Origin of the sequence: Paenibacillus cookii, from assembly GCF_018333375.1 — a bacterium.
Classification (GTDB): domain Bacteria; phylum Bacillota; class Bacilli; order Paenibacillales; family Paenibacillaceae; genus Paenibacillus_AQ; species Paenibacillus_AQ cookii.
Genome location: NZ_BORW01000015.1, coordinates 1 through 18922, shown reverse-complemented (window position 1 = coordinate 18922; position 18922 = coordinate 1). Strand labels below are relative to the sequence as shown.

Annotated in this window: 13 protein-coding genes and 3 riboswitches; of the genes, 12 read left to right on the top strand and 1 reads right to left on the bottom strand. The window is 53.7% G+C overall.

Annotation, left to right across the window (positions count from 1 at the left end; translation table 11 throughout):
- Positions 1-57 precede the first annotated feature (57 nt).
- From KI367_RS14745 to KI367_RS14730, 4 genes are all read left to right on the top strand, one after another.
- Positions 58-459 carry a GntR family transcriptional regulator gene (locus KI367_RS14745; protein WP_212950559.1) on the top strand — a complete coding sequence of 134 codons (402 nt, stop codon included), beginning with the start codon at positions 58-60 and terminating at the stop codon, positions 457-459.
- 10 nt (positions 460-469) lie between these two features.
- Positions 470-1849 (top strand): DUF5808 domain-containing protein, encoded by a 1380-nt coding sequence (locus KI367_RS14740; RefSeq protein WP_212950557.1) that lies wholly within the window; start codon positions 470-472, stop codon positions 1847-1849.
- A gap of 26 nt (positions 1850-1875) precedes the next feature.
- Positions 1876-2757, top strand: a complete 882-nt coding sequence (locus tag KI367_RS14735; RefSeq protein WP_212950555.1) for a protein phosphatase 2C domain-containing protein — start codon at positions 1876-1878, stop codon at positions 2755-2757.
- Positions 2758-2873: 116 nt separating this feature from the next.
- Positions 2874-2962, top strand: a riboswitch (cyclic di-GMP riboswitch).
- 67 nt (positions 2963-3029) lie between these two features.
- Positions 3030-7397, top strand: a complete 4368-nt coding sequence (locus tag KI367_RS14730; protein WP_212950554.1) for a MucBP domain-containing protein — start codon at positions 3030-3032, stop codon at positions 7395-7397.
- A gap of 244 nt (positions 7398-7641) precedes the next feature.
- Here KI367_RS14730 and KI367_RS14725 read toward each other — a convergent pair whose 3' ends face one another.
- Positions 7642-8292: an anthrax toxin lethal factor-related metalloendopeptidase gene (locus KI367_RS14725; protein ID WP_036711162.1), complete on the bottom strand. Its 651-nt coding sequence runs from the start codon at positions 8290-8292 to the stop codon at positions 7642-7644.
- A gap of 49 nt (positions 8293-8341) precedes the next feature.
- Positions 8342-8435: riboswitch (cyclic di-GMP riboswitch) on the bottom strand.
- Positions 8436-8534: 99 nt separating this feature from the next.
- Positions 8535-8621, bottom strand: a riboswitch (cyclic di-GMP riboswitch).
- Positions 8622-8996: 375 nt separating this feature from the next.
- On the opposite strand from KI367_RS14725, the gene KI367_RS14720 reads away from it, so the two are divergent.
- The 8 genes from KI367_RS14720 to KI367_RS14690 all read left to right on the top strand — a co-directional run bounded on the left by KI367_RS14720 (position 8997) and on the right by KI367_RS14690 (position 18757).
- Positions 8997-9923: a carbohydrate ABC transporter permease gene (locus tag KI367_RS14720; protein WP_036711136.1), complete on the top strand. Its 927-nt coding sequence runs from the start codon at positions 8997-8999 to the stop codon at positions 9921-9923.
- 15 nt (positions 9924-9938) lie between these two features.
- A complete protein-coding gene (locus KI367_RS14715) occupies positions 9939-10778 on the top strand; it encodes a carbohydrate ABC transporter permease (protein WP_036711138.1) in 840 nt (279 codons plus the stop codon).
- A gap of 126 nt (positions 10779-10904) precedes the next feature.
- Entirely contained in the window at positions 10905-12299 is a 1395-nt protein-coding gene (locus tag KI367_RS14710; RefSeq protein ID WP_212950552.1) for an ABC transporter substrate-binding protein, read from the top strand.
- Positions 12300-12363: 64 nt separating this feature from the next.
- The gene (locus KI367_RS14705) at positions 12364-14187 is read left to right on the top strand and encodes a cache domain-containing sensor histidine kinase (protein ID WP_212950550.1); all 1824 of its coding nucleotides are present in this window, start codon (positions 12364-12366) and stop codon (positions 14185-14187) included.
- Positions 14162-14392: a response regulator gene (locus KI367_RS27510; RefSeq protein ID WP_306433239.1), complete on the top strand. Its 231-nt coding sequence runs from the start codon at positions 14162-14164 to the stop codon at positions 14390-14392. Before KI367_RS14705 ends, KI367_RS27510 begins: the two co-directional genes overlap by 26 nt.
- Positions 14389-15762 (top strand): response regulator transcription factor, encoded by a 1374-nt coding sequence (locus KI367_RS14700; protein WP_306433238.1) that lies wholly within the window; start codon positions 14389-14391, stop codon positions 15760-15762. The genes KI367_RS27510 and KI367_RS14700 overlap by 4 nt, the downstream gene beginning before the upstream one ends.
- Before the next feature lie 17 nt (positions 15763-15779).
- The gene (locus KI367_RS14695) at positions 15780-17567 is read left to right on the top strand and encodes a hypothetical protein (RefSeq protein WP_246536950.1); all 1788 of its coding nucleotides are present in this window, start codon (positions 15780-15782) and stop codon (positions 17565-17567) included.
- A gap of 50 nt (positions 17568-17617) precedes the next feature.
- Positions 17618-18757, top strand: a complete 1140-nt coding sequence (locus KI367_RS14690) for a glycoside hydrolase family 88 protein (protein ID WP_212950546.1) — start codon at positions 17618-17620, stop codon at positions 18755-18757.
- Positions 18758-18922: the final 165 nt, after the last annotated feature.

The following is an 18922-nucleotide window of genomic DNA, read 5'->3' as shown; positions in this document are numbered from 1 at the left end:
GTATTATTTGTATTACAATGGATAATACATAAAAGCGAATGAAGGAGTGAAGAACGTATGGTCATTTCCTTGCAATTGGATAGCGACACCCCGCTTTATGAGCAGCTGCGCAATCAGATCGTGATCGGCATTGCTACCGGAGAACTGGAACCGCAGGAGAAACTGCCGACGGTCCGGCAGCTCGCCGAAGAGCTCGGCATCAACACGATGACGGTCAATAAAACCTATTCGCTGCTGAAGCAGGAGGGATATATCGTGATTGACCGGCGTCACGGCGCCAAAGTTAATCCGCAAATGCCAGGCGATCCGGAGCCGTCCCCGGAACTGGAGGAAAAGCTGCAGTTGATCATCGCGCAGGCAGCGATCCAGGGTATCAACGAATCCCGGTTCCAAACCTTGTGTTCGCAGATTTTTTCCAAAATGACGTACAATCCGCTGAAACCTCACCCTGCAGAATGAGGAGGTCCTCATGTTAACGATCATTCTAATGCTGATATCCGTCATTTGCTACTCCGTCATCCTCGGCATGTACAAACCGCAAGCCGCCTACAAAAACGGCATGCTCTTTGCCGTCAAACTGCCGGAAGCGGCCGCGGGGCACGAGGAGCTGAAACAAGTTCAGGCCAGCTTTAACAAGCAGTTTCTTTATGCAAGCCTATGGATGGGCGGCGCTCTGGTCCCGATGCTGTTCCTGCACGACTTGTCGGCTTTTCAGGTTATTTATTTTTTCGTATGGTCGGCCGTGTTATCGGTTGTGATGGCCATGCCATTCCGGAAGGCCTTCGCCCGTACGCTAGCTTTAAAACGGGAGCACGAATGGTTTGTGGGAGATAAGCGAGTCGTTCTCACCGACCTGCGGGTAGCTCAGCACAAAAACGCCCGTTCGGCGCCGTTATGGCTTTTTATCTTTCCTTTTGCCATGTCGGTCGGCTTGCTGTGGTGGTCCTTTAGACAAGATGACCAATCGTATGGTGTGACGGCATGCGGCATATTTCTTACTGCGCTGTTCTTTTTGGTGTCGCTATACATGCGCAAAACGAGAGCGAAAGTGTACAGCATGAATACCGAGATTAATCTCGTGCTCAATCAGGCCAAACGCCGGGCTTTATCCTATCTGTGGCTGTGGATGGCGGTTGCGGAGAATGTCCATGTTTTCCTGATTTTTATGCTGGTGAACAACGAAACCGGAAATATGGAAGGCGCATGGCTGGCGATCATCGTGCTTTTTGCCGCGATTCCTGTCGGCGCGATCTATGCCGTATACCGCAAAATCCAAGCGCTGGAGCGGGACATGCTGGAACATGACGGCAAAACGGTATATACCGACGATGACGAATACTGGGTGAACGGCTTTACGTACCACAATCCCCATGACAAAAGCGTTTTTGTTCCCAAACGGATCGGAATGGGAGGAACCGTCAATACGGCGACTGTGCCAGGCAAAATCATCAAGTGGGGATCTTTTGGGCTTATCACCGCGGTGGTCGTCGGCGTTTCGTTTATGCTGATCCGGTCCGAGCTCACTTCCCCGTCGCTAGCCGTAACGCAGGATGACAAGGTAGAAATTCATTACCCGATGTACTCCTTTGATTTCAGCCTTGCGGATATTAAGGAGTTAACGCTGGTAGACGCGATTCCCGGCGCCACCAAAACGAATGGCGAAGCGACGAATCAGTATGCCAGGGGACACTTCCGGCTGAAGGAAGCGGGCAAAGCGCGGCTGTACGTTTTCAAAAATAATCCGCCGTATATCCGAATCAAGCTTGAAGGTGTTACGATTTACTATAACGAAAAAGATTCGCAGCAAACGAAAAAGTTGTTCGAGTCGCTGCAGCAAGCCGGCCAATAAACAAACGACTACGGAGGGGAAACCTCATGGACATTCATCATATTTCGATTCAAGGCGTAGGAGAGTGGAATGAAGACGCCGTCATATGGCATCCGGACGCACGGATTTTTGGCGTTATCGACGGGGCGACGTCGCTGATCCCTTACCGGGGACCGCATGGCGAAACCGGGGGCAGACTGGCTTCGCAGCTGATCAAACGGCATTTCGAGCAGCTCCCCGCAGACGAAACCCGCAATCTCGAGACGTTTGCCAAAGAAGCCAACCTCAAGTTGGGCGAGGAAATGCGGGCAAGCGGCATCCGGACGGATCGCAAAAGCGAACTGTGGACGGCCGCCATGGCTGCCATCCGCATTCATGAACATCACATCGAATACGTTCAGGCGGGGGATTGCATGGTGATCGCCTTGTACCGGGACGGTTCGATTCGGACACTCACGCGGGATCAGGTCGCTCAGATCGGGGAAGCGTCCCTGGCGGTTTGGAAGCAGGGCATCGAAGAGGGCATACATACGAAAGCCGAATTGTGGGAAAGGGTCAAACCCCGGCTGCTTCAAAATAAAGAGAAAATGAACACTTTTGAAGGTTACTCCGTGATCAACGGATTGCCGGAAGCGGAAAATTTTTTGGAATACGGCAAAATTAACCGGATCGGCTTGGCGGGACTGCTGCTCGTGACGGACGGGCTTTTTTACCCGGAACCTTGGCCGCTTCAGGATGACGAAACCGGAAATCCGGAAGAGAAGCTGCTGCGCCAGGTCGCTGCGGAAGGCTTGGAAAGCTACGCCAAGTGGCTGCTGGCCCTGGAACAAGACGATCCGGAGTGCATCCGCTACCCGCGTTTCAAATCATCGGACGATAAGACGGGGATCTGGATCACGTTTAAAGAAAATTCCAAAGATTTCACATGATGGCTATTGACAGCCAATTTTATTTTGGTTTATATTTGTCAATGGTTCCCACGGCCTAACATTCGAAAGATCAATGCAATGGATTTTCGCGTTAGGCATTGCTGCAATAACGACAATCTGATATTTGGCACACTAGTCGAAAGATTAGGTCGCAAAGCCTTGGAGTCTAAGAGTCCTTATGACTTATGATCGTCCGGCTGCAATTAACAATTCGTTAATGCAGCCGGGCTTTTTGCTTTTCGGGAACAATTCAAAGGAATAAGGAGGACGAGATGAAACGAGGTTTAAAACTTGTAGCATCATGGCTGTTGGTTTTGTCGGTGTTGACGGGACTGATCCCGGGCAACCTGTTCCTAAACTCGGCATCGGCAGCATCGAATGAGCTGATCTGGCCGAATCCGGGAGCGATCAATCTGAACAAAAAAGCCGAACCCGCGGGAAAAGGCCAATGGAAAGTTACGTTGACCGTCGAAGGCAAAAACATTCAATCGTCATCGGATGTCGTGCTGGTGATCGACCGGTCCGGAAGCATGAGAAATTCGAACCGGATGGTCAACGCCAAAGAGGCAGCGACTAAGTTCGTCGATAACCTGTTGATCAAAGATTCGACGACGAGAATCGCAGTTGTGACTTTCGATAAGACGGCTGACGAAAAATCTTCCTTCCTGGGATTTAGCCAGAAGGACAGCCTAAAAAACAAGATCAAAGGCATTACCGTAAGCAACGAAGGCACCAACATTCAAGCCGGGCTGAATAAAGCCCGCACGATGCTGACCGGAAGCCAGGCGCAAAACAAGATCATCGTGTTGTTGAGCGACGGCGCCCCGACATACAGCTACAAGGCGTCGCATGCCGCAGCTTACAATTGGCCGCAAAACAAGTACGACTATACCTTGAATGATTTTAACTATAACGGTAAGGTGCTTGGAAGCGGATCGAGCTATTACTTAGGATGGACTCAGGCATATACCGTTGACCGCAAAGATGTAGAAGACAACGGCATTGCAGCATTGTCCGAAGCAAAACTCGCTTGGGACGGCGGCATCGGCATGTATTCGATCGGCCTTGAAGTCGGGAATGATAAAGATGCCAAATACGTGCTGAATCATGTTCAAAACAAAGGCTATTATTCGTCCAACAGCGCGGATTTGGGCAAGGTCTTCTCCGAACTGTCCAGCCAAATTGCTTACGCTGCCCAGGACGCTATTGTGACCGACCCTATGGGCGACATGTTTAATCTGGTCGGCGAACCGACCGTTTCGCAAGGAACCATTACCTTGGACAAAAAGACCGAAACCTTTACATGGAACGTCGGCAACATCATGGAAGGTTCCCCGGCGACCTTGACTTACATCGTCGAAATGGATCAATCGAAAAATCCTGATCCAAATCAGCTTTACCCAACGAATGGAACAACAACCATCGATTATACCGACATCCATGGGAAAGACGTAACCAAAAACTTCGAGGTTCCCCAAGTAAGCTTCGGCAAAGGCTCCATCACCGTCAAAGGCTACCGTGTAAATGCGGACGGTCAGCCGGTTAATGCGGAGGGCGTTGTTGTCGATAAGCCCGAGCTTGCGGAGCAGCTGTACAATCAGAAGTTCAAGCAGGATGGAAAAGACTCGCTGGACATCGACCAAACATATGCCGTGAGTGCCCCAACCATTGATGGGTATCAACTTGAAGTCGGTATCGACCCGACCAACGTAAAACTGACCATGAGCGAGCCGACTCCGACGGTGTGGTTCGGATTCATGGAAGCGGTAGAGCAGCACGTAACGGTCAAGTATTTGGACAAAGGAACGAATAAAGCGCTGGCTGAGCCGGCCGTCGTAAAAGGACTCAAGGGCAAGCAGATTGAACTTGAAGCGAAGAAAATCCCTGGCTATACCCCTGAAAAGGCAAGCGACAAGTATACCTTTACGGGCAAAGACGGCCAAGAGTACGCATTCCACTACACGGCCGATAAGCAAACGGTGACGATCCGCTATGTGGACCAAGATTCGAAGCAGGAAATTAAAGACGCAACAACGCAGGAAGGCGTAACCGATCAGGAGATCAAGCTGACTGCACCATCGATTGATGGCTACACGCCAGTGAAATCGGAAGTCGCGTACAAATTCACTGCCGACGAAAAACAAGAAGTTGTTATTTTCTATAAAGCAAACGAACAACAAGTCACAGTACAACATCGGGTAGAAGGCACGGACAAAGAGCTGGTTCAGCCGACGACCCACAAAGGCCATAAAGGCGAGGAAGTTAACGTAGCGGAAAAAATTCCGGGCTACACGCCGGTAACAGACACCGAGACGTATACGTTCACAGGGGAAAAAGACCAGAAGCATACCGTGTACTACACGGCCGATAAGCAAACGGTGACGATCCGTTATGTGGACCAAGATTCGAAGCAGGAAATTAAAGACGCAACAACGCAGGACGGCGTAACGGATCAGGAGATCAAGCTGACTGCACCATCGATTGATGGCTACACGCCAGTGAAATCGGAAGTTGCGTACAAATTCACTGCCGACGAAAAACAAGAAGTTGTTATTTTCTATAAAGCAAACGAACAACAAGTCACAGTACAACATCGGGTAGAAGGCACGGACAAAGAGCTGGTTCAGCCGACGACCCACAAAGGCCATAAAGGCGAGGAAGTTAACGTAGCGGAAAAAATTCCGGGCTACACGCCGGTAACAGACACCGAGACGTATACGTTCACAGGGGAAAAAGACCAGAAGCATACCGTGTACTACACGGCCGATAAGCAAACGGTGACGATCCGCTATGTGGACCAAGATTCGAAGCAGGAAATTAAAGACGCAACAACGCAGGACGGCGTAACGGATCAGGAGATCAAGCTGACTGCACCATCGATTGATGGCTACACGCCAGTGAAATCGGAAGTTGCGTACAAATTCACTGCCGACGAAAAACAAGAAGTCGTGATCTACTACACGGCCGACAAACCGGCACCTGAAATGCGCACGATTATTGTGAAATACCTTGAAGAAGGAACGAATCAGCAGCTGCTGGAACCTGCCAGCTTGCAAGGCGAAGTAGGCAAGGAAGTGCTGCTCAAAGCTCCGAACATCGAAGGTTATGTCCCGGCAATACCTGAGATTTCATATCCGGTATCGCCTGAAAGCAACCAGGAATATGTTTTCTATTACAAGAAACAAGTTTCTGAACCTGAGGAACGCACCGTATCTATCCACCATGTCGATCAAGAGACGAACGATCGGATCGCAGAAACAACGACGCTGACCGGCAAGGTTGGAGAAACGCTGCGGTGGAGCGAAAAGCCGATCACCGTTCTAGACGCCGTATATTCGCCTTTGGAAATCAACCATGAGTATCTCATTACCGACGCTCCGGAGCAGGAATATACCGTATATTACAAAAAGGGCCAAGACGAGACGATTGTGCAGCTTCTGGTCAGATTCCTGAACAAGTTAACGAATGAGGAATTGGGGCAAAAGACGTATTCAGGAAAACCTGACGAAGCCATCACGATCAAACCGGATCCGATCACGGTCAGCGGAGCGGTTTACAAACCGGAGCAAGCCGAGTATCCTTACCGGTTCACCGGAGAAGCGCTTCAGGAATTGATCGTTTATTTTATCCCGGATACGGCACCGGTTGAAAAAGACCAAGAAGTCACCGTGAAGTATCTGGAACAAGGAACAGGCGCCGAACTGGCAGCTTCGACCGTTCTGAAAGGCAAAGCCGGCAGCTCCGTGACCTTGACGGCTGTTCCTGTAACCGGCTATACGCCTGTGAAGTCTTCCGTCGTCTATCAGTTTGAGGATCAAAACGGACAGGAGTACATTTTCTACTACACGAAAAATGCTCCTCCGGTAACGCCGCCTATCGATCCGAGTCCAAGCAATCCGGGATCGTCTTCGGGCAATTCCGGCAGCGTAACGCCGCTGCCACCGGCACCGCCTGTTGTGCCGCCGTTGCCGCCTGCGCCTCCGAAGCTGGATACGGCCAACCATTTCAACTACATCAACGGGTATCCGGACGGCATGGTCAAACCGGAAAACAACATCAGCCGCGAAGAGGTTGCGGCCATTTTCTACCGACTGATGGATGACGCAACGCGCAGCGATTACATGAAGAGCACCAGCTCTTACAAAGACGTGGCTGCTACGCGTTGGTCCAGCAAAAACATCGCTACGATGGAAAATGCAGGCATCATTACCGGCTATCCGGACGGAACCTTCAAACCGGGCCGTTCAATCACGAGAGCCGAGTTTGCGGCAATTGCCTCCAGATTCGACGATTTGGATCAGCAGGAAAATACGATGATCTCGGATATCAAAGGCCATTGGGCCGAAAAGTATATCGTATCTGCCGCCAACAAAGGTTGGATCAAGGGTTATCCGGACGGCACGTTTAAGCCGAATCAATACATTACCCGTGCGGAAGCGATGGCGTTCATCAACAGCGTATTGAACCGCAAGGTCAAAGTAGAAGGCATTCATAAGGATGCAAAAGCATGGCCGGATAATACGCTGAACAAGTGGTATTACGCCGACGTGCTCGAAGCGACGAACAACCATGATTACAGCAGAAATGCCGATGGAGCTGAAACTTGGGAACAAGTTAAGCCGGATCGCGTATATCCTTAAGTTAGATCCAACGAGAAAGACCCCTCGCCTGAGGGGTCTTTCTCAGGCTGTCGAGAAACCCCCTGTTTTTTTGCAGGGGGTTTAAAATTGCCTCGTCGGTCACTGAAGTAGGGTTCTCAGAGCGCTTTAAATCGATTTTTATTTTAAAAGATATGATTCCCCATATAAAAAATAGAGTGTCGAAAAGTCCGTTGGACTTTCTCGACACTCTGAGAAAGACCCCTCGCCTGAGGGGTCTTTCTTTTTATTGGTTAAACAATTTGTCCAAATATTGATACGTTAACGGGGCGTTCGCTTTGAGTTCGCTGCGCGTGTTTTCGTTGTATACGTACAAGCTGGCCGCTTCCGCAAAGTATTCTTCGGTATAAGCCGAAAAGTAGCCGTCGTTGCCGAATTCGGCAGCGGCTTCCTGGTTAAAGATGCGTTGGAATTCCGCGCTTTGGCTGGCATTGCCGAACACGAAACGGTCCACGGCATGCATGGTTTCATGGATTTCGAGATTAAACGAATTATGGCCTTCGCCTTTTTTGCTGTAGCCGATCCGGACGACGACGTTTTTCTCGCTGACGCCGGGCACGTCATCCCAAGTTAATCCCGTTCCTTCCCAGCCTCTTGGGGTTTTCCCTTTCAAATAGCTGAGCTCGGGTACGTTTGTGATGGCGTCGTTCGTTAAAATGACTTTGACCCCTTTATCGTGCAAAGCTTCAAGGACGGGGGCGGGAATTCTCTCCAGGCGGCCCATCATGGCCTTGGCTTCTTTTGCGTTATAACTGCCCGTCGGCAAGACCACTAACTGCTGGATGACCGATTCTCGCGCATGGGCCTCGGTTTTCGGAAACGCGCCGACCAACGTGAAAACAATAAGCAGAGCGAGTATTTGCTTTGTCCATTTCATCCCGATCATTCCTCCAAAGCCTGCTTCCGGAAAGGAGCGAGGCTTTCAAATTGGTAGCTGGCTAGCGTGGCGACGATCATGCAATCGCGTTAGCTCCTATAGCTTTGCGCCCCCATTTTTCAATGGGTTTGCCTTTGTCAATAACGGAGTCGAACTTTGTAACCGCAGGGCGCCATCAAGCGCCAAAAAGCCCTTCTTACCGAAATAAGAAGGGCTATGCATCATAAATAACGCAGTCTTATGTCGGCAACTGGCTGGCATGGCGAAAAATCGCGTTAGCCCCTGTAGCTTTGCGTCCCCATTTTTCAATAGGTTTGCCTTTATCATTTTTAGGATGGAAAATAAATCTATAATCTACCATTATATTAAGTCCGCTCGATTTAATAGTCAAGAAAAAAGTCTAATTCGCTAGAACTATGGATCATGATAGCGGATAGACCCTTTTTCCCGGTAGGCATGGCGAAATATGGCGGATATCGTGCCGTTGGACCGACGGATCGGCAACAGGATACTCGGCGGAGACCAAACCTCCCTTCGTTTCGTTGCAGAGGTCATGACACTGTTCCATGCGAAAAGTCAAAATCGGAGCGAATCTGATCAAAATACCGTCAAAGCGCTGGCGGTGTTTTTTTTATACTTAATTTACAGGAAAACTTGAATCTATCAGGAAGTCGAGGTGTTACGCATTGGAACCAACGAGGGAGATGCCCGGGGCCAACAAGCCTTTATCCGTCCGGGAGCGCAGGTTACGGACGCTGCGGCGGAGCGAAACGATATCCGGGTTTTTGTTCGTCAGCCCGATGCTGATCGGCGTAACCGTCATGGTGCTGATTCCGATTATCGCGACGCTGCTGCTCGGCTTTGCCGATTGGAACTTCGTGCAGGGATGGGACGGGATCAAGTGGGTCGGCCTGGATAACTTCCGAACGTTATGGCAGGACGAGATGTTCCGCAAATCGCTGCTGAACAACATCGTTTTTTTGCTGACAGTGCCCGTTTACATGCTGATTTCCATGGTGCTGGCCATCCTCATCGACCGCTATGTGTATTTTAAGGGATATTTTAAGGTCGCTTATTTTGTTCCCTACATTTCAATGACCGTCGCGGTCGCGGTCGTATGGCAGGTGCTGTTCCAGCCTTCCTACGGACCGATCAACGAGCTGCTGAAATCGATCGGCATCGCCAATCCGCCGCAGTGGATCGCCGACCCGAACTACGCCCTCATCTCGATCATGATGATTTCGGTGTGGATCTCGATCGGGTTCAATATGATCGTCTACATCGCCGGGCTGCAGTCGATCCCGAAGGATTTGTACGAAGCCGCGGACATCGACGGCGCGAACGGCTGGACGAAATTCCGGAGAATCACGTTTCCGCTCCTTTCCCCGACTTCGTTTTTTCTGCTGGTCACGGGCATCATTTCGACCTTCAAAGTATTCGATATCATCGCGGTCATGACGCAAGGCGGGCCGATCGGGTCGACTTCGATGCTGGTGTGGTATTTGTACGATACCGCCTTCGTGAACCTTAAGGTCGGTTATGCATCGTCCATCGCCGGCGTGTTGTTTGTCCTGGTCATGCTGATTACGCTCGGCCAATGGGCCGCCCAGAAAAAATGGGTCAACTACTAGGAAAGGAGTGGACATATGCCAACGTCTCGCGAGTTTCGGTGGAGCCGAACCGTCGTCACCCTGTTTATGTTTGCGGGGAGCATCCTGTTCCTGCTGCCGTTCGTCTGGATGCTTGTCACTTCCTTCAAAATGGAAACCGACGTTTTTACGTATCCGATTCAATGGATTCCGAAAAAATGGAACGCCGTCGCCAATTACAAGGAAGTCTGGTTCGGGGGTTATCCGTTTTACCTCTATTACTGGAATTCCATTAAAATCAGCGTGCTTACCACGTTAACCTCATGCACGGTGTCGGCCTTGGCCGCCTACGGCTTTTCCAAGATCAAATTCGCGGCCAGTTCGTGGCTGTTTATGATCGTGCTGGTCACCTACATGATTCCGGGGCAGGCAATCCTCATTCCGCAGTTTATTTTATACCGCAACATCGGGCTGTTCGACAGCCATTTCGGCATGATCATCCTCGGCAGCTTCAGCGTGCTGGGCACCTTTATGCTGCGCCAGTTTTTTATGGGAATTCATCAGGATTACATCGAATCGGCCAAAATGGACGGCGCCGGGCACGGACGCATTTTCCGGTCGATCGCGCTTCCGCTCGTGAAGCCGGCGGTGGCCACCTACGCGATTTTGCGGTTTATCTGGACCTGGAACGATTACCAGAATCCGCTCATTTTCCTGCGGACCGACAAGCTGTTCACCCTGCCGCTGGCGATGCAGAAGTTCACGTCCCTGAGCGGCGAATTTTATTCCCTGATCATGGCGGCGGCGGTGTCGGCCATCCTTCCTTTGCTCATCGTATTTATCATCGGCCAGAAAAACGTCATTGCCGGCATCGCCATGGGCGGCGTCAAGGGATAGTCCGCGCAAGGACGGAAAGTCAAAATAGTTGAAAAACCGGTCAATATAGTTCCATCGCTTGCCCGGACCGGATTCTATAATAAAGTTATATGAAAGCGTTGCACTGATAAAGGAGGGTTATCCGGAATGAGAAAAAAAGTGTGGGCTGGAGCCATTTCCGGCATGCTGCTGCTAGGACTGCTTGCGGGCTGCGGAGGAGGCGCGAAAACCGCGGAGAACGGAGCCGAGCCGAACGGGCAGGCGGCGGGGGAGGAAGCGGAAGGGACCGACAAAGTGAACCTGAGGCTTTATACGTACGGTACTGAAGAAGCCTACAACTGGAACAAGACGCTGCAGGCCTACGAAGAAAAGAACCCGGGCGTGACCATCGAGCTGGTGCAGCTGAGCGAAAAAGGCGACACGCAGGAAGCGATGAAAAAGCTGGACCTGGAAGCCGCCTCTTCGGCCCGGATGGACATCCTCATGTTCAGCGACGCTGCCGGTTACGCCCAGCGCGTGGCGCTTGGCATGGCCGAACCGCTGGACGGCTACATTGCCAAAGACGGGTTTAAGGTGGAGGAAGACTATAAGGTCGACACCCATTTGGGCGATAAAGTGTACGCGCTGCCGGGGAAATTCAACCCATGGTACGTGATCCTGAACAAAGACCATTTGGAGGAAGCCGGGCTTGCGGTTCCGACCGATTGGACCTGGGACGATTTTGCTGATTATGCCAAAAAGCTGACCAAAGGCGAAGGCGCCCAAAAGCGCTACGGCACGTATTTCCACGGTCCGCAGGGCGGGGGCTGGATGGAATTTTTGAAGCTCAAAATGGAAAACCAGCCGCAAAACTCCGAGTTTCTGAAAGCCGACGGCACCTCGAACCTGGATGACCCGAATTTCCGGGCAACGCTGGAGCTGCGCGTCAAAATGGAAAAAGAAGATCAGTCCTCGGTGCCTTACACCGACATGATCTCGCAGAAGCTGGCGTACCGGACGCAGTTTTTCAACCAATCGGCCAGCATGCTGCTAATTGGAAGCTGGATGAACACGGAGCTTGGCGGCACCGAAAAGGTTCCTCTCAACTTCAACGTCACCGTGGCGCCGTTCCCGAAAAACAACCCCGGGGATGAAAAAGGGCTGACCCCCGTCACGACGGACTATGTCGCGGTGGCGGCCAAATCGAAGCATAAAGAGGAGGCCTACCAATTCGTCCGCTGGTACACGACGGAAGGCCAAATCGTGCAGGGGAAAAACATTCCGGCATGGAGCAAGGTGACGAATGACCAGGTGGCGGGCATCATCGACACGATCCTGTCCGGCACGAAAAATCCGGAAAAGGTGGACAAAAAGGCGCTGGTGGATACGCTGATCGCGTCCAAAGCTTCGGCCATCATCCCTCCGGCAACCTACCAGAGCGAGGTGTATAAGGCGATCAACGAAGAATACGAGAAGCTGATTCTCGGCAAACAGGACATCGATGCCACCGTCAAAAGCGCGCAGGAACGGGTTCAAAAAATCATCGACGCCAACAAAAAATAAGATATAATATCCCGAAAAGGGGGCGTTTCCCGCCCCCGCTTTTTGCATATTTGGGGGGAGTGCCATGATCAAACGCTTCCGCGGGCTTGCGCCGACGTCGATCCGCCGCAAGCTGATGCTCGCCATGGTGGTTTGCGTTCTCGTCCCGGCGTCGCTGACGCTGATCGTGTACAATTCGCTGACGCAGCAAGCCGTTAAGAAGCAGGCCATCGCCAACGTGGAGGATTCGCTGATGCTGGTGCACGGCTCCGTGAGCAACCGCCTGAAGAGCATGCTGAACATCGCCAATTACATTCAAATCAATTCCGGCTTAAGATCGTATTTCAAGCTGGTCGCTTCCGGGAACGACGAAGGGTCCGAATACGACAAGTTTACGGAGTGGAACCGGGTGCTCGAACAGCTCGACAGTTTGACGGCCGCCGGCGAAAAAAGCTACGTAACCGTCCTGCTGTCGAACGGGTCTTATTTCATGAATTATTCGGTAAGCGATTACAATCCGTTAAACCTGCTAAAAACGCCATGGTTCGAGCATTTAAAAGAACTGAACGGCGTAGAGTCCTACTGGATCGGGCCGGAGCCTACCGCGTATAACTACGACAAGTTCGACCATCCCTACCAGATTTCCGTGGCCCGCACGCTGCGGCTTGACGGCACGGGCATTTACGGGTATGTCGTAGTGACGATGATGGAGGATCAGCTGCATCAAATTTACGGGGATTTGTCCGCCGATCAGAAGGTGCTGCTTCTGGACGAAAAAGGCGTCGTCATCTCCAGCGCCGATCCGAAGCAAGTGGGGACCGTTTTCCCGTACGCCGATGCGGACGGCGCCCGGACATCGACGTCGATCCGGACGATCGGCGGCCAAAAGCATCTGGTCTCCCAGCATGACGTGCTGTTTACGGGCTGGCGGCTGGTGCTCGTGCAGCCTTACCAGGATGCGATCGTCAACATCAGCTCCATTTTTAACCGCGTATTTATCTTTCAGCTCATTTTGTTTGTTTTGTTTGCGCTGCTGTTCATTGCGCTCATCCGGGCGTTTACCAAACCGCTCGTTCGCCTGGGCAAGGTCACGTCGGCGGTTCAGCGGGGCAACCTGCTCGTGCGCTCCGGCGTGCGCGGCAACGATGAAATCGGGCGCCTTGGGCTCCTGTTCGACCAGATGCTGGACCGCGTGCAGGACATGATCAGCGAAATATCGGAGACGCAGGCGCGGAAAAGGCGGGCGGAGCTGAACATGCTTCAGGCCCAGATCCATCCGCATTTTTTGTTCAATGTGCTTAATTCCATTCGAATGAAGGTGATGCGCCGCGGCGACCCGGATAGCGCGCAGATGATCGGGTCGTTGTCCATCCTGCTCCGGATGACGATCAGCCGCCACGAGGACGAAATTTCCCTGCACGAGGAGATCGATCTGGTCTCCCATTACGTGGGGCTCATGAACATGAGGCAGAAGGCGGAAGTGGCGCTGGTGACGGACATCGCTCCCGAAGCTTTTTATATTGGGGTTCCCCGATTCGTGCTGCAGCCGATCGTGGAAAATGCGATCATTCACGGTCTGAAGAAAAGGGACGGGGAAATCCGGATCCGGGCCAAGGTCGAAGCAGGATTCGTCAGGTTGTCGATCGAGGACAACGGACAGGGCATGGCGGAAGCAGAACGGCTTCGCGTCCTGGGCAAGCTGCGGAACGGGGAGGCGGCCGGACGGGAAACCGCTGGCGGGAATTTTTCCGGCATCGGCCTTGAAAACGTGGCCGAGCGGATGCGGCTTCTATTCGGGGAAGCTTTCCGGGCGGACGTGTTCAGCTGCCGCGGCGCAGGCACCGTGATTGAAATGCATATACCGCTAAGGGAGGGACTACGGGATGTATCAGGCGATGCTGGTGGATGACGATTATCCCGTCATCGAGCTGCTGTCGGAGATCATCGACTGGGGCGGACTCGGCTTTAAGCCGCCGGGTACCCATGAAAACGGGGAAGATGCATGGGAAGAGGCGCGGAAGCAGCCGCCGGACGTGCTGATTACCGATATCGGCATGCCCCGGATGAACGGGATTGAGCTTATCGCAAGATCAAGGCGGTCAAACCGGACGTGAAGGTCGTGATTCTTTCCTGCCACAGCGAGTTTCAATATGCGCAGCAGGCGATGCGCCTTAACGTACAGGATTATTTGATCAAAGATGCTTTGGACCCGCAGGAGCTGGCGCGGCTGCTGTCCCGGTTCAAGCAGATGATGGATGGCGAACGACGGGCGGGCTGGGAACATTCCCGGATGAAGCACCTCATGGATGGAACCCGGGAGCTCCGCAAGGAGCAGTGGTTCAAAAACTTCATCCACCAGCCGCTGCTGGCTCCGGACCGGTGGCGCAAAGAAGCGGAGGAGTACGGCCTGTTGAAGGAGGGTACGTGGTGTTTGCCCGTCATCGGCTTCGTGGAGGATTACCGGCAGGTGAAATACCGGTTTGCCTCGGATCAAACCCTTCATTTTGCGGTCGGCAACGTCTTGAACGAAGTGCTGCGCGAGAGCCCTCTTCCCGGTCTGCATGTCGGCTACGATGTGCGTACGTCGCTGCTGCTGTTTTCCTACCGGGCCAGCCTGAAGGTGAACATCCATGACGAAGCTGCGGCTTGCGTGCGGATGATTCGGGACACGGCCATGCGCGTTTTGAAGATTCCCATGTCTTTTATTTGCGGCAGCGGCAGCCGGGGACCGGCGGAACTGAAACAGGAACTGAATGAGCTGCTTGAGGGCCGGGAACAACGTTTTTACCTGAAGCGGGGTGAAATCGCGAAAAAGGCGAAGGCCCGTCCTGCCCCGAAATCATATGAAAGCAACTTGTTCCATTATTATGACCAGGCCTGCTCGGAGCTTAGGGACGCGCTTTTGCGAAAGGACGAAACGCAGCTTCGGAAGCTGGTAGACGGGTGGATGGAGTTCATACGACGGGGCAAATACCCTGCCGAAACCGTCAAGGACTGGACGCTGAAGCTGCTGCTGGACGTCAAGCTGAAGCTGCATGCGCTCCCCCGCCTGACGCCCTCCAATTCGGCCGACATGCTGCATAAGGAAGCCGCCGATCTCGACTCCTTGCACGACCTTCGCGGCTGGGTTATCGCGCATTTGGAGTCCCTTGCCCGCGCTCAGGCCGCTTCCGTCCGCCCGGAGGTCACCGAGGCGTGCAACTACGTGGCGCTGAGGCTTGGCAGCCGCATTACGCTGGAGGAGGTGGCCGCGCATTTGCATTTGAATCCGAGCTATTTCAGCCGGTTATTCAAAAAGGAAACCGGATTGACCTTCATCGAATACGTGACGAAGCAAAAAATGGAGCGGGCCAAGGAGCTGCTGGACGGAACCCGGTTCAGCGTCGGGGACATTTGCGAGCAGCTCGGATATGACAATCAAAGTTATTTCATTAAAACGTTCAAACTGCACACGGGTCAGACGCCGGTGGGATACCGGGGATGAAAAGGGAGGGGACGAAAGTGACGCATTTGCTGGAAATCGTGAAAAATATGGAGCCTGTCGATGAACGGCTGTACACCGGGAATAGGAACGCCGGTGGCGTAAAGCAATACCTTTCCGAAGCCGGCTGGCTGCAGGAGGAATGGGGAGAAATCGCGGCGGAAGGGGAGCGGCTGCTGGAGGTGCCGACGCCGGAATTGACGTACGCGCTGTTCCAGGTGTACGCCAAGACGGGATCGAGACGGGAGTACGAGCAGGCCTATTTCGAACGGCGCCGGAGGTTAAACACGTTTGCGCTGCTGTCGCTCCGGTCGCCGGAGAAATATCTCGATCCGCTGCTGGATATTTTGTGGGCGATATGCGATGAGTACAGCTGGTGTGTTCCGGCCCACCTGCCCGACCGCCTCGCGGATAACGAAATCGACCTGTTTGCGGCCGAAACCGGGTTTGCGCTTGCCGAAATTTCCGTTCTGCTGAGGCCGCAGCTTCCGCCGCTCATGTCGGATCGAATCCGGAGCGAGGTCAAGCGGCGGGTGCTGACGCCTTTTCTTGCGCATGGCCCTTATGCCTGGGAAACCGCGACCCATAATTGGTCGGCGGTATGCGCGGGTTCCGTGGGGGCGGCGGCGCTGCTGCTGGAAGAAGACGCCCGGAGGCTTGCGGATATTTTGGCCCGGACGGAGCAAAGCATGGAGCATTATTTGTCCGGCTTCGGCGAGGATGGAGCATGTCTGGAAGGGATCGGGTATTGGCGCTACGGATTCGGTTATTTCGTGTATTATTCGGATTTGCTGCTAACAAGAAGCAAGGGCCGGCTGGACTGGTTCCGGCGCGAAAAAGTGGCGCAAATCGCGGCCTTCCAGCAGAAATGCTTTCTGTGCGGAGATCAAGTCGCCAACTTTTCCGATTCCCATCCGCGCAACCATGTACATCTGGGTCTGTCCCACAAGCTGGCGGAACGGTTTCCCGGCGTGACGCCGCCCCCGGCGCGGCTTCGGGCGCCGTATACGGAAGACCATTGCAGCCGCTGGGCGCCGGCCCTGCGCAATCTGCTGTGGACGCGGGGCGGCACGGACGCGGATGACTGGGAGAGCGGAAGCACCTATTTGCCGGATGCGAAGTGGCTCGTGGCCAGGCATCGCAGCGGGGGAGGCGTGTTTGGTTTTGCGGCCAAAGGCGGCTGCAACGACGAGCCGCATAACCATAACGACCTCGGGCATTTCATGCTGGTCGCGGAGGAAACGGTTTTTTTATGCGATCTCGGCGCCGGGGAATACCGCAAGGGTTACTTCGGCGATGAGCGTTACGTCTACGATTGCAATGGCTCCCAGGGACACTCGGTCCCGATCGTTAACGGCAGCTGTCAAGCGCCGGGCGCGGAAAGGCGGGCGGACGTGCTCGAAGCGGCGGCAGGCCCGAGGCGGGACCGGTTGAAGCTGGACATTTCCGGGGCTTACCCGGACCAGGGGCTTGAGGCGCTCGATCGTGATTTGGAGTGGGAGAAGGGGGAACTACCTTCCCTGAAGTTGGTGGATGAGTTCCGTTTTACGCTTCCGCCGGAGTCGATCGCGGAACGGTTCGTCACGCAGATCAAGCCGCAGTTTCAGGATGACGGCAGCATCATTTTGATAGGAGCGGGCAGACGTTCCTTGAGGATCGATTTTGATCAGGATTTGTACCGGGTGGAAATGACGGAGCACAGCTTTACGAACCATTTCGGGGTGGACGAGGGGTGGTACGGCATCGATTTTCATGTGCTGCGCCCGGCTATGAACCAGCGGCTCGAATTCGCTTTTCGTTTCGAATGAGCCGCATGGGTTTTTACCAATTTGCAAGTCAACAGATGGGAGATGAGTGAATGGTCGGGACAGAGAGTAGGCCGGAATGGCTGGAGGAAGCGTGGTCTAAAGCGTTGGACAAAACGCGGTTGAACGCAAGCCGGATCGGGGCGGCATTTCCGCATGCAAGCCATGGGGGCAAATACACCCGGGAGCAGCCCTATTGGTGGACGGCCGGGTTCTGGCCGGGCCTCCTATGGCTGATGTATAACGACTGCGGAGACGCCAAATTCAAGGAAATTTGCGAGACGTGCGAGGATCGGCTGGACGAAGTGCTGGACGGATTTGCGAGGCTCGACCACGATCTCGGCTTTATGTGGACGCTGACGAGCGTAGCGTCGCATAAGCTGACAGGCAAGGAAATCTCCAAAATCCGCGCGCTGAAAGCGGCCAATTACCTGGCGGCGCGCTTTAACCTGAAAGGCCGGTTTATCCGGGCATGGAATCCATGGTTCGAGGGCGAGGACAACCGGGGATGGGCGATCATCGACTGCGCGATGAATATGCCGCTGCTGTTCTGGGCTTCCCATGTGACGGGAGATCCGCGTTACAAGCATATTGCCGAGGCGCACATGGATACGGTGCTGGAGCATTTTATCCGGCCGGACGGCTCCATCTATCACATCGTGCGGTTCGACCCGGATACGGGGGCATTCGTCGAAGGCGTCGGCGGGCAGGGGTACGACGCCGATTCCGCCTGGTCCCGCGGCAACGCCTGGGCGATTTACGGTTTGGCGTTAGCTTATCATCATACCGGCAAGACCGCTTACCTGCACGCGGCCCAGAAGGCGGCGCAGTTTTTCCTGGCCAGGCTGCCGGAGGACCACGTGCCGCACTGGGATTTCCGCGCGCCTGCTGAAGAAGAGGCGCCAAGGGATTCTTCCGCCGGTGCCTGCGCGGCCAGCGGGATGCTGCTGCTCGCCGGGCTGTCGGGGGAGACGGAGGCGCCCGTCTACCGGAAGCCGGCGATCCGGATGCTGGAGTCGCTCTACCGGAATTACGGCACATGGGACGATCCGGAGGAAGAAGGGCTGATTCTGCATGGCACGGGCAACCTGCCGCAGGGGCAAAACATCGGCGTGCCGCTGATCTACGGCGACTATTTTTACGTGGAAGGTTTGGCGCGGCTTCGGAATAAGGGGCCATTTTATTGGGAGTGAGGAGCTTGGGAGAGCGGGCGAGGAAGCCCGTTCTTTTTTTTTAGGCTTTAGCCAGTTGAGCTCGCGAAGCGTGCGAAACAAAAAACCACCCGCTATGCGGGTGGAGGGAACGAGGGTTTGACCAACAAGACCATCCCGATAAAATTGAGATGTTCAGGCTCAATT

Bases quoted from the DNA above. Each gene is read 5' to 3' on its own strand.
- KI367_RS14730 (WP_212950554.1), top strand. From the start codon at position 3,030: ATGAAACGAGGTTTAAAACTTGTAGCATCATGGCTGTTGGTTTTGTCG.
- KI367_RS14725 (WP_036711162.1), bottom strand. From the start codon at position 8,292: ATGAAATGGACAAAGCAAATACTCGCTCTGCTTATTGTTTTCACGTTG.
- KI367_RS14710 (WP_212950552.1), top strand. From the start codon at position 10,905: ATGAGAAAAAAAGTGTGGGCTGGAGCCATTTCCGGCATGCTGCTGCTA.
- KI367_RS14690 (WP_212950546.1), top strand. From the start codon at position 17,618: ATGGTCGGGACAGAGAGTAGGCCGGAATGGCTGGAGGAAGCGTGGTCT.
- KI367_RS14705 (WP_212950550.1), top strand. From the start codon at position 12,364: ATGATCAAACGCTTCCGCGGGCTTGCGCCGACGTCGATCCGCCGCAAG.
- KI367_RS14745 (WP_212950559.1), top strand. From the start codon at position 58: ATGGTCATTTCCTTGCAATTGGATAGCGACACCCCGCTTTATGAGCAG.
- KI367_RS14720 (WP_036711136.1), top strand. From the start codon at position 8,997: ATGCCCGGGGCCAACAAGCCTTTATCCGTCCGGGAGCGCAGGTTACGG.
- KI367_RS14740 (WP_212950557.1), top strand. From the start codon at position 470: ATGTTAACGATCATTCTAATGCTGATATCCGTCATTTGCTACTCCGTC.
- KI367_RS14715 (WP_036711138.1), top strand. From the start codon at position 9,939: ATGCCAACGTCTCGCGAGTTTCGGTGGAGCCGAACCGTCGTCACCCTG.
- KI367_RS27510 (WP_306433239.1), top strand. From the start codon at position 14,162: ATGTATCAGGCGATGCTGGTGGATGACGATTATCCCGTCATCGAGCTG.
- KI367_RS14735 (WP_212950555.1), top strand. From the start codon at position 1,876: ATGGACATTCATCATATTTCGATTCAAGGCGTAGGAGAGTGGAATGAA.